Consider the following 14,839-nt stretch of genomic DNA (forward strand, 5'->3'; position numbering starts at 1 on the left):
CGCCGCCGGCTGCGCCTCGCCGTGATCGACCAGGCGGTCGAACAGCATGATCCGCGCCGCCTTCACGGCCGTGTCCAGGCCCACGCGGTGCTCCACCAGCCAGTTCGCCACCCGCACCGCGCCCAGCCCGCCGGCGCAGGTGATGAAGTTGCCGTCGCGCACGTACACGGCGTCACTTACCGGCTCCACGTCGGGAAAGGCATCCAGGAACTCGCCGCGATGCAGCCAGTGGACGCAGGCCCTGCGCCCCGCCAGCACGCCGAGCCCGGCCATAGCATAGCTGGCCCGGCACAGCCCGATCACCGTCCGGTTCCGGGCCAACGCCGTGCGCACGAGGTCGGCCCCGCCGGGCGGCCAGTCGAAGTCCACGGGCGTGCGTCCGCCCGCCACCACGAGACAGTCGAACGGCTCCGCCCGGCACGGCCGCTCGCTTGGCCCCAGCGACAGGCCGCAGCTTGAGCGCACCCGCCCCGGATTGTCGGAGACCAACTGCCAGCTACACTGCAACGGCCGGCTGCGGTCGCCCTCGTCCGCCGCGAGGCGCAGCGTGTCCAGGAAGGTCGCCACCGGCGTCAGCGTGAACTCCGGCAGCAGGTAGAGGGCCACCCGCAGACGAGGGGGCGGTGCGGGTACTGAAACGTTCGTATCCTGCATGGTTGGCACCCGCTATCACCGAGTTGGGAAGGACCACCCACCCGGGGCAATGTGAGCCGTTTCCGGCCGCCAGGAGGTGAAGATGCGTGCGCCCATCCTGGTGTTCGGGCGGGCGATTCCGCTATAGCTCTTATGGGTTTTTATTTCCAAGCTGCCCCTCGTTTCGATGCAGGTCGCCCCCGCAGCGCCCACAAATTCGTCGCCAATGACACGCCCCTCCAGAGCATTCGCCGTGTTGGAGGGCTGGTCATGCGTATCGCCATCCAGTCTCTCGCCCGCTATATAAGCCTCTTCCGTGATATTGCCCCCGTGATCGCCCGCGTCAGCGGAACGCTACGTGTTCCCTTAACCACGCCACTCACGGGATTCGCCCCGCACGTTCCTATTGGGGCGTTGGAACCAATCGTCGGTATCATGTCCCGTGAATTATAGATTAATAATTAATCAGAGATTTTTCCAATCATTCGGTGCCTTTACCGTGTTCTCGTCCTAACAAGAAAGTGCCTAAGGGGGCTCACGATGAAAATGGTGCCACATGACGGTTGCTTTGACAAGCAACGACTTGGCGGGACAATAAAGAAAGAAAAAAAATCCACGGTTCCGGAAAAAAACCGTATCAACATTGCATCAGCATTTCTGATTTTTGCAGCGCTTTATACCCCTGCCAGTGGTTTGGCGGCGGATTATAGCAGCACAGGTGTTGATGTATTATATGGGTCAGATTATGAGCTCGGCTCCAACGGAGAAAAAGGGACCGATGCCGTAACTTTGACATTCGAGCATTTCAGCACTTGGGAGTACGGCGATAACTATTTTTTCTTTGATGCTGTATTTGAAAGTAATGGCGATGAAAATACAAGAATTTATGGAGAATATTATCCACGAATCAGCTTGAGTAAGGTTACTGATAATGATTTATCGGCTGGTTTGACGGATGGACTTGGTTTCAAGGATGTTTCTCTGAGTGCCGGCGTCAATGCCGGAAATGACGTAAGGGTTTTGACATACGGTCCAAGCTGGAATTTCGATATTCCTGGGTTCACAGTTTTTCAACTCGATACGTACGTTTACGATGACGTGAGCAGCAGTGATTTTGATACCACCTATCTGATCACCCCGATCTGGAGTGTGCCGTTCGAGGTGCAGGGGTTGAAGTTCGAGTTCAGAGGGTTCGTCGATTTTATCGGAGAACGAGGCTCTGGCACGAAACCTCAGATCCTGGCGCAACCCCAGTTGCGGCTGGACCTGGGCGATCTGGTCTTCAATTCGCCAGGACAGCTTACCCTCGGTACGGAGTTCAGTTGGTGGCGGAACAAGTTTGGTGTCGACGGCGTCACGGATAATGTCTGGCAGGCGTTGGTCGGATACCGATTTTAGACGACCTGGGGGTCGAAAGCCTCCTGAAGCCTACCCTGTCTGAGAAGTGCGAACTTGGGAGTGAACCGCTGTTCGAGGTGTGTTCACTCCATCTTTCTTTGAAAAGGTCTGTCCATCGCAGTCATCGAAAGCGATGGACATTTTGTCGCAATACATATAATAAAGTAATATAATAGGAAATTTGCTATAATGTAGAATGACTTCTACCGTACCTATCGGCGTAAGACGCTACGGATGAAACAAAACTCTTCAGTATTTTTGAGGTATTTCTTTTGTGCCAAGCGGCAATCGTCGTGACTTCCTGCGTCACATCCGCGATAGGTCGGACAGTCAAGCCGCGCGGATAGAGCCGTCTTGCCCTTGCCGGGTATATCGTAATCCCGACGTTGGCCGCTACGAGGCCGAAAATCGCATCGCTGTTGAACGGCTCCTCCACGACTTCTGGGCGAAAGCCCGCATCGAGGCATAGTTGCTCGATCATGACACGGTAGGGCCGCCATACTGACATAGGTCCGAAGATAAAGCGTTCGTCTGCCAGTTGGTCCAGTTTCACAGCCGTGGATTCCGCCAGACGATGATGGGCTGGGAGAACGACCATGAGTTGGTCGCGGCTCACCTCCACAGTCTCGATATCCGGGTTATCGAAAGGACCGATCAGGAAGCCGAGATCGACCTCCCGATCGAGCAACGCACTTTTCTGTCGCTCGGTCCACATGTGCGCGAGGTTGACGTTGACACGCTCGCACTGTCCGTGGAACTCCTTCAGAATGAAGGGGAGCGGCCGGTTGACGGCAAAGTCCATGTAGGCAACGTCAATGCGGCCGAGCGCTCCATCCGCGGCGTCCCTGGTGGAGTTGATTGCAACTTCTGTCCGGTTTATGACAGAGCGGCATTGTTCTAGGAAAACTTCCCCGGCAGGCGTGAGCGCGACGTTTCGAGTGGACCTAACCAGGAGGGGGCATCCCAACTCCTCTTCTATGAACTTTATGGTCCGGCTCAGCTGAGGTTGCGCCATGTTTAGTTTTTCAGCTGCCCGGCTGAAGTGAAGTGTACTCCCGAGTGTGATAAACACTCGAAAGTGCTTTAACTCAAGGTTTACCATGACCGCTCCCATTCAGTTTCGAGAATATTCACTGTGCGCAATCCGCAGATCGTTGCCGCGTGTTGCCTGAACGTGCTTGTCGTGCATGCATGAACAAATGCGGCCTGCTGCCGTTGCTGTTATGCCGGCGCCTGCGTCTTTTCAGTCAGGCTCCAGGATCCTGGAAAGCCTATTATGCTTGGATTGCAGTCCGGGCAGCGGCCCCGCCGGGAAATTCAAGCTTGAAAGTGTCACGCGCGCGGCAAGCGGCGTTGTCGCAGGTGTCGGCGGCCGCCCCCGGAATGCACAGGGCCGCGACCTGCTCCGCCCTGGGCTGGCAAATTTCCATGGCTCGCCGATTGTCAATAGACAATCATTCTGCACTTCCGACAGAACCGTCACTCGGCGCCTTTGCCCTTGTTCATATCAAACTGCCATATAGGCTGCAACTTTAAGTTGCACAATGCCGTCTTGATACTTTGCTTTCTCCGATTTCTTGTGGCGGCTATTTGTACGGAGCCCCGATTATGACAATGGCATATCAGTGAGTGTCAAGGGCTATTAGAAATGCACATTATTGCGGCAAAAAATATAAATCCGAAAATCAAAATGACAACATTGGCGGGATATTACGCTTAACTGAACGGCAATGACTTAAATTCGACAACGCGAGACAGGGTCTCGAATCTCAAATTCTCAAAGGCGCTCGCGTGGGGCGACGTCTCGTCGAGAACCCGCTGATCGGTGTGTTGTTCGATTTCCCGGAGGACGTATTAGAGGCTCACGAAATTGCCGTGTGCGAAAAGCGGTTGGCCTGGTCGAGTGTCGAGCCGCAGGCTGGAATATTCAAGGCGAAGACTGGGGGTGCATGGAGACAGAGAACTTTAAGCGGGGCGGTCGGTGTGACCCTCTAATCAAGGCCTATTTCAATTTATGATTCTATATAGATCAATCCATGCGGAATCCGTAATTTCTTTGCTTCCTGCCGCTGCCTAGCATGCACCAGTCTCCGAGGAACTGACAACTGCTCGGACAGCAACGAACGCGTTAGGTCAAGCGTATTGCGCCAATTGCGGCGCAGACGGCGGAGGTGGCGACATAAGATCCGAGCCTTCCTCTGACCGATACGCCCGTCGAGAACTAACACTAGGTGGTGAAGGAACATGGCTGAAACAGAGCATTTTGAGCTTTATGACGTGGCCGGTTACGGCTATCGCAAGATTGGGTTCGGCAAAAAAATCGGCATTGTGTCAATCGACTTCATGATCGGCGTAACCAAGCCGGAAGAGCGGATGGGGCAAAGCCCGCTCGCCCAGACTGCCGTTGAGAATACAGCAGTTTTGCTTAATGTGGCCCGTAAGAAGGGGCTGCCAATTGTTCATTGCAACACGGCCTTTCAACCTGATCACAGCGACATGCCTCCGTGGAAGATCGAATGCATGCGCGATTGGATTCTTGGTTCCCGGACTGTCGAAATTGACGAAAGGCTGTGGAGCGAGGGAGACGTTCTCGTTTGTAAGAAAACGCCGTCAATATTCTTTGGCACGCACTGTGCGTCCGTGCTGAACATGCACGGTGTCGATACCGTTATCATCACCGGCGCCAACACTAGTGGGTGTATACGAGCATCGACAATCGACAGCTTCGCCCACGGCTATAGAACGATCATACCGCGGGAGTGCGTGTTCGACCAGGGCTCGGTTGCGCACGAACAGAACCTCATCGACGTTGGACAACGATACGCCGATGTCGAGAGTTTCGACGCCGTTTTAGAGCATTTGAACGGTGTACAAGCCGTTGCGGCGGAATAGTGGGTGCTGTGCAAGACGCTAGTAGCCAAGTATTTCTCTGGAGGAGGGCGCAATAATGGGTAGCCGGCTCGCAGCCGACATTGGCGGCACATTTACAGACCTTATCCTGCTCGATGACGAGGGAAAGCCATACGTACAAAAGACGCCGTCCACGCCGGACGACTTCAAGAACGGCGTCTTGAACGGTGTCCACAAGACACTGACCGAGACAAACCGGGTTCGTAATGGCGCCGGTGAAATCGCCCTGAGCGATATCGAATATTTTGTGCACGGGGCGACGGTTGTTCTCAATGCATTGATCCAGCGGAAATTACCGAAGACGGCGGTCATTACGACCAGCGGTTTCCGGGATGTCCTGGAAATAATGCGTACGAACAATCCCTACATGTACGACATGCATTATATCAAGCCGGCCCCGTTGATCCCGCGGCGGTTGCGCTTCGAGGTGACGGAAAGGGTCCGGCATACGGGCGAAGTGCTCGTCGGCCTCGATGAAGAGTCCGTCCGTGCCGTGGCGCATGAGCTGAAGGATGCGGGCGTTGAATCGGTGGCCGTGTGCCTGATCCATGCCTACGCCAACCCGGAGCACGAACGCCGCGTACGCGACATCATTCTCGAGGTCTGCCCCGGTATCGTCGTGTGCATATCCTCTGATGTCGCCGCCGAGTTGCGAGAGTTCGAGCGTACCTCGACCACCACCATAAATGCGGCCACCGTCCCGATCATCACGTCCTATCTGGATCGCCTGAGCGGTGATCTGAGGGAAATGGGCCTGCGGCGTGACCTGTACGTCATGCAATCCAACGGCGGCGTGATCACGTCCAATGTCGCTCAGAACCTGCCGGTCCGCACGGTGCTGTCGGGCCCAAGCGGGGGGGTTGTCGGCGGTGCTTACCTGGCCGGGAAAATCGATCTCGACAATGTCGTCACTCTCGACATGGGCGGGACGAGCACCGACATCGGCATGATCTCGAATGGCCGGCCGATCACGGTTGACGAAAGCCGTGTGGAAAGCTGGCCCATTCTGGCCCCGATGATCGAGATCCTCGCCATTGGTGCCGGCGGCGGCAGCATCGGCTGGCTGGACTCTGGCGGCGGCCTCCGCGTCGGCCCCCAAAGCGCTGGCGCCCTCCCGGGCCCCGTTTGCTATGGCAAGGGCGGCACCGAGCCCACCGTGTCGGACGCATGCCTGGTACTGGGCCGGTTGGATCCAGACTATTTCCTCGGCGGTGAGATGGAGTTGGACGTCGAGGGAGCCCACCAGGTTATCGGCGAGAAGATTGCCGCCGAACTGGGAATGGGTAAGGAGGAGGCGGCGCAGGGCGTCGTCACTGTCGTCACCGCAAACATGGCGAAAGCCACGCGTCAAATCCTTGTGGCGCGCGGCCTTGACCCACGGGACTTCACACTCATGGCGTTCGGAGGCGCCGGCGGTATGGTCGTCGGCGACCTGCTGCGGGCGAGCGACGTCAAGCGGGCCGTCGTTCCGAATAATCCGGGCGCACTCTGCGCCGTGGGGATGCTTGTCACCGACTTCCGTCACGATGCCTCGGCGACCATGGTCCGGTCGCTGGACCAGGCCGACGGCAGCGAGGTCGCGGCCGTTTTCAAGGATCTTGAGAACGAGGCGCTGGGCCGGCTGGTCGAAGAGGGGGTGAGCAAGAACGACGTTGTCGCTGAACGCTATATCGATGTGCGTTATATCGGCCAGGAGCATTATCTGAAGATCCCGGTCCGTGATAGCGCCCCGGATTTCAAGCGTCTCGGCGAAGCATTCAACGCCGAACACGAGCGGGTCTTCGGCTATTGCACGCCGGAATTCCCTTGCGAGTTCGTTAATCTACGCGTGACGGCGCTGGGACAGGTTCAGCGCCCGGAGTTCCCCACATACGAACCCCGTTCGGCCAGTGACGGACCGCTCAAGGCCGATTCCAGGCGGGCGATCTACTTCGATGGCAAAGACATCGACACCCCGATCTACCGGATCGAATCCTTGCGGCCCGGAGACTCCATCATCGGACCGACGGTTATCGAGGATCCGCGCTCAACCGTGGTCATTCTGCCGGGGCAAGCAGCGAGCGTCGACACCTACAGGAACATCCTAATCGAAGAGATCGACGGCTAAACCCGGAGTATCCAGGTCAACAGGTCAGAGTGGAGATTCCAGATATGGCTGACGTCGTTGAAATGAATGTCGACGAGAAGGCGGCCTCGGCGGCTGGCGTCGACCCAATTACACTTGAAGTCGTGCGCGCTGGTTTGTCTTCTATCGTCCACGAAATGTCGATCACGATGGACCGGACGTCGTACTCGACGATCATTCGAGAGGTGCACGACTACAGTTGCGTGCTGTTCGATGCCCAGGGGCGCTTGATTGCCCAGGCAGAGGGGATTCCTATCTTCAATGGCAGCATGAACTTCGTGATCGATGCGGTCACCAAGCGCTTCCCGCTCGCCGAAATGAAGCCGGGTGACATTTACATCTCGAACGACCCCTACACCGGGGGCGGTACTCACAAGAACGACATCAACATCATCATGCCGATCTTCTGGAACGGCGAGCTTGTGATGCTGAGCGCGAGCAAGGCGCATCACCTGGATATTGGCGGGAAGGACCCGGGAAGCTGGTCGGCGGATGCTGGAAACACGTATCAGGAGGGGCTCAGCCTGCCGCCCCTAAAGCTCGCGGAAAATGGTGTCATCAGTGAGCACATTACTGACATCCTCTTCGCCAACATGCGCGTTCCGCAGCTTTCCCGTGGCGACTTCGCTGCCCAGATCGCGGCTGGCAAGACAGCGGAGCTTCGAGCGCACGCCTTCTTCGAGAAAAATGGCGTCGACGTGTTCAAGCGTGCTGTCGACGAATTGATCGATCACGGCGAGCGGATTACCCGGGCGGCGGTCGAGAAAATCCCGGATGGCGTTTACGAGGCCTCGGGATTCCACGACGCCGATGGTGCCTCGGATAATCCCATCCATATTCAGGTCACCGTCACGGTTGAGGGTGGCGATATCAATGTCGACTTTACTGGCAGCGACCCGCAGAGAGAGGGCGCCGCAGGCAACTGTCACTGGGTCAATACGGTTTCGATGACCCGCGAGTTCGTCATGTTCCTGACGGACACGGCCCTCGGCGGCAACGAGGGCTCCTACAAGCCGATTCACGTGCATGCGCCCGAGGGCAGTGTGTTTTGCCCAAGCTATCCCGCGCCGGTGACAACGGGCATGGGGGACATGGGAACGCGCTTGATCGAACTGCTTTTCCAGGCCTTGTCCGAAGCGCTGCCGCAAGAGGTGATCGCCGGGACCTTCGGAAACTTCAGCTGTCTTACGCTTGCCGGCTTCGATCCGGAAACAAGGGCGGAGTTCGTGCACTTCTCGCCATACGCCGGCGGTTGGGGCGGTCGTACCTATGCTGACGGCAACAGCGCCATGGTGTCGCTGGGCAGCGGTGACAACTACAACGTCCCCTGCGAGGTGATGGAAACGAAGTTCCAGGGACTGCTGGCCAAGCGCTATGCGCTTAGAGAGGGCACCGGCGGCGCCGGCAAGCACCGTGGCGGCTTCGGCGTGATCTACGATTACGAGATGCTGTGGCCCGGCGAGTTCACTGTCGCGCTGGATCGGGACAAGTTTCCGCCATACGGTCTCTTTGGCGGGAAGAACGGCCAGCCGAGCGGCTTGGTGCTGAATCCGGATACGCCGGATGAGAAGCGCTACGCCCGGGCAAGCGGCGTGCGGGTTCCCGCCGGCACGGTGATCAGCCACCGCACCGCCGGGGGAGGCGGCTACGGCGACCCGAAGGAGCGCGACAAGGCCCTTGTCCTCAGCGACGTCCTGGACGGTTTCATTACTGTCGCGGACGCTCGTGACGATTACGGCGTGGCCATCGACCCGAAAACCATGACAATCGACGAACAGGCGACGCAACGTCTGCGATCCGCGAACGGCTGATCGTCAGCCCGGGCTGGCGGTCGTCGCCAGCCCGGGCCACCAAGAAAAACCAAACTTCAAACGCGTCCGGCATGTTTCCAGGCGTGAACAGGGAGAAATTGTACCATGAAGAAGCATACCGATATCTCTCGATCCGATCCAGGTCATCGTGAAGACCGTCGTACGTTCCTCAAGAGCGCTGCGGCGACCGCAACAACCGGCGGCTTATCCGCGACAGGTCTTCTTGCGGCACTTAACAAGAACGCCACGGCCGCGTCCGGTGACCCTATTCCGATCGGTTGCATGACGGGCCTTTCGGGATGGCCGGCGGCCGAGGCCCTGGAAACCAAACGCGGCTTCGAAATGGCGATCGACGAGATCAACGCGATGGGCGGCATTCTCGGCCGGCCCCTCGAAGGTCATGTCATCGACACGAAGAACCCAAGCGCCGAATCCGTGACGGGCGCGGCAAGCCGCCTCATCGATCGCTACGGTGTGCACGCGATCGTCAATGGACACAACATCGGTTCGCAAAATGCCGAGTACGAGCCCGTCGCCGATGCCGGGGTTATCTATATTCATACGAATACCTTGATTTCCCACAGGCATGTAATCGAGAGCGATCCGGAGCGATACTATGGGATATTCATGGGTGATCCGGCCGAATATTGGTATGGGCCGGGCTGGCTGCGCTTTGCCGCCCATCTTCGCGATACCGGCCAGTGGAAGCCTCGCAACAACAAGGTCGCCCTGATCGCCGGGTCAAGCGACTACAGCATTACCATCATCAAGGCCGCTGAGCAGACCGCCGCCGATTTCGGCTGGGATATCGTGATCGGTCCCGAGATCGTCAAAACGCCGACAACCGAGTGGGGGCCGGTCCTGGCCAAGCTGCGCGAAGCCGACCCAGCGCTTCTCTTGCACTCGCATCTCGCCGCCGGCGACATCGCTCAGTTCATGCGGCAGTTTCGCCAGGATCCCACCCAAACACTGATCTACTTCCCCTGGGGGCCGCTGCAGGCGGCCTTCCGGGAGATCGGCGGCGCCGACGTGGAAGGTGTCATTGGTTCAACGGTCATGGGTCTCTTGGAAGACGATATGGGCCGCTCGTTCCAATCGGCATACGATAAGCGCTACGACCTCGATCCTGGCGGGACCGGCGCAATCTCCGGCTGTGTGCCTTATGGTCTGTTGCACCATTATGCCGTTGCCGCGGCTGTCGCCGGGGGAACCGGTGAGCCGGGCGACTACGAGCAGAATCGCCGGATTTCACAGGTCCTGAAACGCTTTCCATTCAGGACAGTATTCGGCTCGATCAAGTACCATCCCGAATGGCAGTCAGCCGTACCTTATCCGGACCTTGAAGAAAACGATCCCTCTCTGGGGATGCCTCATCTCTTCTATCAGGTCCAGGATCACACCCAGCAGCCCAAGCTGATTGCGCCTGTACCCTACGACGCAAACGACTTCCAGCTGCCGGCCTGGCTTTCCTGAGCATTCACGTTCTGCTCGTTTGACGAAGGAGGGCCGACCCATGAACGCCGATGTGCGAGCGCCTTTACTGTCCTGCCAGAACGTAACCAAGCGTTTTGGTGCGTTGACCGCCGTTGACGCGCTGAGTTTCGATGTCGGTGCGGGCGAGGTGCTCGGCATCGGTGGGCCGAACGGTGCGGGCAAGACGACGCTGTTCGATGTCATGTCGGGCGTCGTGCCTGCCAGCTCGGGCCGTATCGAGTTCCTTGGGCAGGACATCACTTGGCTCCCGCCGTACAGGATCTGTGCGGCGGGACTTGCCCGAACATTTCAATTGAATGCGGCATTCGACTCTCTCACGACCTTGGAAAATGTCCTGTGTTCCGCCTATTTCGGGCGTCGTGAAGTCACACTGCCTAAGCTCGCTTACGACAGGGAAACCAAGGATCGGGTGGACGGGATCATCGAGTCCACCGGACTGGCGTCAGTGCGCAAGCGGAGAGCGGATAGCCTGACCGTTCTGCAGCGCAAACAACTCATGATTGCCTGCGCCCTGGCAACCGAGCCCGCCCTGCTCCTCCTGGACGAGCCCGTCGGGGGTCTCAACCCGAAGGAGATCGACCAGACGATCGACCTGATCCAGCGAGTCCGGACGGAATGGTCGACCACGATCGTCGTGATCGAGCACGTCATGCGTTGCCTGGTTGCGCTGTGCGATCGGGTCATGATCATGCACCACGGCCGGAAGATATATGAGGGCTCTGCCGCTGGCGTCGGCACGGATCCCCAGGTTGTCGAGGTCTATCTGGGTCAATGGGCGGCTCATCGGCTTCAGCATTTGATCGCGGAGCAGCAGACACATGCGTGATGACGTTCTGAAGCTCGACGGGCTATCGGCTGGTTACGGCAAGGTGTTGGTTCTCAGGGACATCTCCTTCCGCGTGTCCGAAGGCTCGGTTGTCGGGATTATTGGGCCGAACGGACACGGCAAGACAACACTCCTCAATACAATCTGCGGCTTCGTATCGGCATCGAGCGGCACCATTGAACTCGACGGCGGCCATCTTACCGGCCTTGCTCCGCATCAAGTTGCTGCGCGCGGCGTCGTGCATATCCCGCAGGGCGACCTGATCTTTCCCGACCTTTCGATCTACGAAAACCTCCTGATGGGCGCTTACCTGGAACCTGATGGCGCGGTTCAAGCGCGGCGGCTTGCAAGCGTGTTCGCCATGTTTCCAAAGCTTGAGGAGCGGCAGGCGCAAATGGCGAGCACGCTCTCCGGCGGCGAAAGGCGTATGCTGGGGATCGGGCGCGGATTGATGCGTGAGAGCCGCATCATGCTGATTGACGAACCCTCTCTCGGACTTGCGCCCATCGTTGTGGAACAGATCTACGACACGCTCAAAGAACTGAAATCGCAAGGGCGAACAATCGTTCTTGTCGAAGAAAATCCGAGTCGTGTTGTCGATTTTGCCGACGAAATATTCCTGATCGACAATGGCGAAATTGTTTGGAGCGGACAGGCGTCCGAGATGGAGGAGAACGAAAACATACTGGAAACGTATTTGGGGGGATGAAGAATGACCGTACTTGATTCGGTGCTTCAGATCCTGGTCAGCGGGATCACGCTCGGCGGCATGTACGCTGTCAGCGCTATCGGACTAGCTTTGCTTTGGGGCGTCATGGGGATGTTGAACATGGCACACGGCTCCTTGATAGCGATCGGCGCGTATGCGTCCGTCTTTGCCGTCGGCTATCTGGGAGGCACCTGGTATCTCGGTTTGCCGGCGGCGATGATTGTGGGATGCCTCGCCGGCGTCCTCCTGTACTTCGCGACGGCGAGGTGGATGGTTGGCTCCGGCCAATTTGAAATGAACATTATTATTGCAACTGTGGGCGTTGCAATCGTCGTAAAAAGTCTCTTGATCATCGGGTTCACCGGGTATCCGCAACGACAGCCTTTTGCGCTGGAAGGCGGGATTTATTTGGGGAACGTTCTGGTTCCCTATCAAACCATGCTGATCGTCTGCGTGGCGATCATCCTGATGATGGCCCTCAGTTGGTTGCTGAAGGCCACAAGAATGGGACGCGCCATCCGGGCCACGGCGCAAAGCCAGAAGGCCGCCGCATTGATGGGCATTCCAGCGGAAAGAATCTATCTGCAGGTGATGGTTATTGCCGGTGTGCTCGCCGCGATTTCCGGTGTGCTCATTTCCTCGACGGCAAACACCTCCCCGAGCTTGGGTGAGGTGACAATGCTGAAAGTCTTCATAATCTGTGTTGTTGCCGGTTTGGGGAATATTCCGGGGACAATACTTATCTCCTTTGCGCTTGCAGTCCTGGAGGCCGCTATTCAATACGCACTATCGGCAAAATGGGCCTTCCCTCTCTTGCTGGGAATTGCCGTCATGATCCTGATTTGGCGGCCGTACGGGTTGTTTGGGGCCGCCCGAATCAGAAAAGTATAAGGACGGGAAAGCATGTCAGCACGACAAAATATCGCTCTCGCTCTCGGCCTTCTGGTGGTTTTGGCCGCTATTCCGCTTCTCACTTCTTCCCGCTATGTCTTGGGTCAGTTCATTCTCTTTTTCATTTGGTTCGGCGTGGTCACGCAATGGAATCTTGTTTTTGGCGTGGCAGGAATATTTTCGCTTGCCCAGATGATGATCTTTGCTGTCGGTGGTTATGCATCAGCCATGCTAGCGTTCCATCTTCAGTGGGCAATGTGGCTCACAGTCATAGTGGGCGGTTGTGCGGCGGTCGTGACCAGTACGGTCATCGGCTTCGCGACGTTGCGGCTTCGTGGGGCCTATGTGGCGCTGCTGACCCTGGCGATTGCCGCCGCAATGCAGGCGTTGATCATAGCGGATACCGACTGCCTTTCATTTGAAACGGGAACTTGCATCACCCTGACGGGCGGTGCGAGCGGACTGTCCCGCTTTGGAGATTTCGGCTTCCGTGAGCTGCTTGGCTATCGCAGCGCAGTTCTGGGCGAGTACTACCTTGGGCTCTTGCTTATCACCGTCGGCAGTGCGTTCGCCTTTCTGATCATTAACAGCCCCCTTGGACACGCATTTCGTGCGTTGCGCGACAATTCGGCCTGCGCGGCCGCAAGGGGCATTGACCGTATCAAGTATCAAGTAATGGTGTTTTCGTTGGCGGGATTTTTTAGCGGTCTTCTGGGTGGTTTTTACGCGGGTCACTTCAACGCAATAGGTCCTTCTATACTTGACTTTTCAACGCTTTTGTTCCTGTTAACAAGCATGATTGTCGGTGGTGTCGGGCGTTTTTGGGGACCGCTTGCTGGTTGCGCGGCTATGATGCTGTTCGACGAGTTGCTGATGGGGTTGGAGGAATGGAGGGCCGTAGGGTTGGGTGTGTTCACGGTCGTCGCTGTGATTCTCTTTCCTCAAGGTATCGTAGGTTTTCTTGAAAGTGGGGAGCTTCGCCGGATCGGCTCTCAATTGACCGGGCTTTCAGCGCAGATCCACCATTTCGTTAAAAAAGCGCCAGGACAATAGGCTCGTTGGACTTGCCGCGGTCCTGGCCTAGGGCCAAAACCCAGTCAGGTTCTTGATGTAGAAGGGCATGCGTGATTCTACGGCGGATGTAATAGGCCGTGAAGGACCAGATGAGCCGACTATTCTGGCTGAACGACGAAGCCGGGGCGGCGATCGAGCCGCATCTCCCGAAGAACCAGCCCGGTCCACGCCGTGTCGACAACCGTCGGGTGATCAGCGGGATTGTCCACGTCCTTTTAAGACGGGGTGTCGGTGGCAGGGTGTCCCACAGGAGTACGGCTTGCCGACGACGATCTACACCCGCTTCAACCGGTGGTCCCGGAGGCGGGTGTGGACCCATATTCCGGATGCCCTGGTCGCGGTTGGCGCGTTAACCGAGAGCACGGCGCTCGACAGCGGCTACGTCCGCGCTCAACGCTCCGCGCACGGCGGAAAAGGGGGACTAAAGCCCAGGCGATCGGTCCGTCCCGCGGCGGCCAGACCACCAAGATCCACACCCTCACCGACCTCCTCGGTCGACCGATGGCGGTGCGGCTCACGCCAGGCAACCTGAGCGATGTCCGCGCAGCAGACGAGTTGCTCGCGAACGCTCGGCCGCTCCGGCGCCAGGTCGCCGACAAAGGCTAAGATGCCGATTATCTGCGCCAGCGGCTCCGCGCGCATGGAACCCGGCCGATCATTCCGCCGCGCCGGAACCGAAAGCGCGCCATCCGGCACGACGCCCGTCGTTACAAGGAGCGCTGGCGCATCGAGAGCGCCTTCTGCCGGCTCAAAGACTTCCGACGGATCGCCACCCGTTACGACAAACTGGCCGCCAACTTTCACTCCGCGGTCGCCATCGCCACCATCGTCGCCTTTTGGGGCTGAATGACTCTCGGCCCTAGCAGGACGCTGAAAAAGTAGCTGACGCCGGCGGTTTGGCGTGATTCCCTCCGGCATGGACGAACGCGGGAGGGACGGATGCGCGGGGACGACGGCCGGTCGGGCAG

The 14,839-nt window shown here is 58.1% G+C and carries 11 protein-coding genes and 1 pseudogene; 10 read left to right on the forward strand and 2 right to left on the reverse strand.

Annotated elements, in window-relative coordinates; genetic code table 11:
- Positions 1-654: AraC family transcriptional regulator (locus DRB17_RS19395; RefSeq protein ID WP_147274973.1), on the reverse strand; the 654-nt coding region annotated here is incomplete at its 3' end.
- A 519-nt stretch (positions 655-1,173) separates the two neighbouring features.
- On the opposite strand from DRB17_RS19395, the gene DRB17_RS19400 reads away from it, so the two are divergent.
- On the forward strand, positions 1,174-2,031 hold the full coding sequence (locus tag DRB17_RS19400; RefSeq protein ID WP_114583887.1) for a DUF5020 family protein: 858 nt from the start codon (positions 1,174-1,176) through the stop codon (positions 2,029-2,031).
- 184 nt (positions 2,032-2,215) lie between these two features.
- Here the strand turns inward: DRB17_RS19400 and DRB17_RS19405 are convergent, their stop codons facing one another.
- Positions 2,216-3,133 (reverse strand): LysR family transcriptional regulator, encoded by a 918-nt coding sequence (locus tag DRB17_RS19405; protein ID WP_161958908.1) that lies wholly within the window; start codon positions 3,131-3,133, stop codon positions 2,216-2,218.
- Between the two features lie 1,142 nt (positions 3,134-4,275).
- Here DRB17_RS19405 and DRB17_RS19410 point away from each other — a divergent pair.
- From DRB17_RS19410 to DRB17_RS19450, 9 genes and pseudogenes are all read left to right on the forward strand, one after another.
- Entirely contained in the window at positions 4,276-4,923 is a 648-nt protein-coding gene (locus DRB17_RS19410) for an isochorismatase family protein (protein WP_114583889.1), read from the forward strand.
- A gap of 55 nt (positions 4,924-4,978) precedes the next feature.
- Entirely contained in the window at positions 4,979-7,048 is a 2,070-nt protein-coding gene (locus DRB17_RS19415; RefSeq protein ID WP_114583890.1) for a hydantoinase/oxoprolinase family protein, read from the forward strand.
- Between the two features lie 44 nt (positions 7,049-7,092).
- Positions 7,093-8,877: a hydantoinase B/oxoprolinase family protein gene (locus tag DRB17_RS19420; RefSeq protein ID WP_114583891.1), complete on the forward strand. Its 1,785-nt coding sequence runs from the start codon at positions 7,093-7,095 to the stop codon at positions 8,875-8,877.
- A 105-nt stretch (positions 8,878-8,982) separates the two neighbouring features.
- Positions 8,983-10,350: an ABC transporter substrate-binding protein gene (locus DRB17_RS19425; RefSeq protein ID WP_114583892.1), complete on the forward strand. Its 1,368-nt coding sequence runs from the start codon at positions 8,983-8,985 to the stop codon at positions 10,348-10,350.
- 40 nt (positions 10,351-10,390) lie between these two features.
- Positions 10,391-11,197 carry an ABC transporter ATP-binding protein gene (locus DRB17_RS19430; protein WP_114583893.1) on the forward strand — a complete coding sequence of 269 codons (807 nt, stop codon included), beginning with the start codon at positions 10,391-10,393 and terminating at the stop codon, positions 11,195-11,197.
- Positions 11,190-11,906, forward strand: coding sequence for an ABC transporter ATP-binding protein (locus DRB17_RS19435; protein ID WP_114583894.1), 717 nt, complete (start codon positions 11,190-11,192; stop codon positions 11,904-11,906). Before DRB17_RS19430 ends, DRB17_RS19435 begins: the two co-directional genes overlap by 8 nt.
- A gap of 3 nt (positions 11,907-11,909) precedes the next feature.
- Positions 11,910-12,797, forward strand: coding sequence for a branched-chain amino acid ABC transporter permease (locus tag DRB17_RS19440; RefSeq protein WP_114583895.1), 888 nt, complete (start codon positions 11,910-11,912; stop codon positions 12,795-12,797).
- 12 nt (positions 12,798-12,809) lie between these two features.
- Positions 12,810-13,850, forward strand: a complete 1,041-nt coding sequence (locus DRB17_RS19445) for a branched-chain amino acid ABC transporter permease (RefSeq protein ID WP_114583896.1) — start codon at positions 12,810-12,812, stop codon at positions 13,848-13,850.
- Positions 13,851-13,960: 110 nt separating this feature from the next.
- Positions 13,961-14,717 (forward strand): annotated as a pseudogene (locus tag DRB17_RS19450) (IS5 family transposase).
- The last annotated feature ends 122 nt before the right edge of the window (positions 14,718-14,839 follow it).

The sequence above is a fragment of the Ferruginivarius sediminum genome (assembly GCF_003344765.1).
GTDB lineage: Bacteria > Pseudomonadota > Alphaproteobacteria > Kiloniellales > Rhodovibrionaceae > Ferruginivarius > Ferruginivarius sediminum.

Coding starts and splice junctions, on each gene's coding strand:
- DRB17_RS19400 (WP_114583887.1), top strand. CDS start 1,174: ATGAAAATGGTGCCACATGACGGTTGCTTTGACAAGCAACGACTTGGC.
- DRB17_RS19435 (WP_114583894.1), top strand. CDS start 11,190: ATGCGTGATGACGTTCTGAAGCTCGACGGGCTATCGGCTGGTTACGGC.
- DRB17_RS19425 (WP_114583892.1), top strand. CDS start 8,983: ATGAAGAAGCATACCGATATCTCTCGATCCGATCCAGGTCATCGTGAA.
- DRB17_RS19415 (WP_114583890.1), top strand. CDS start 4,979: ATGGGTAGCCGGCTCGCAGCCGACATTGGCGGCACATTTACAGACCTT.
- DRB17_RS19410 (WP_114583889.1), top strand. CDS start 4,276: ATGGCTGAAACAGAGCATTTTGAGCTTTATGACGTGGCCGGTTACGGC.
- DRB17_RS19420 (WP_114583891.1), top strand. CDS start 7,093: ATGGCTGACGTCGTTGAAATGAATGTCGACGAGAAGGCGGCCTCGGCG.
- DRB17_RS19430 (WP_114583893.1), top strand. CDS start 10,391: ATGAACGCCGATGTGCGAGCGCCTTTACTGTCCTGCCAGAACGTAACC.
- DRB17_RS19405 (WP_161958908.1), bottom strand. CDS start 3,133: ATGGTAAACCTTGAGTTAAAGCACTTTCGAGTGTTTATCACACTCGGG.
- DRB17_RS19440 (WP_114583895.1), top strand. CDS start 11,910: ATGACCGTACTTGATTCGGTGCTTCAGATCCTGGTCAGCGGGATCACG.
- DRB17_RS19445 (WP_114583896.1), top strand. CDS start 12,810: ATGTCAGCACGACAAAATATCGCTCTCGCTCTCGGCCTTCTGGTGGTT.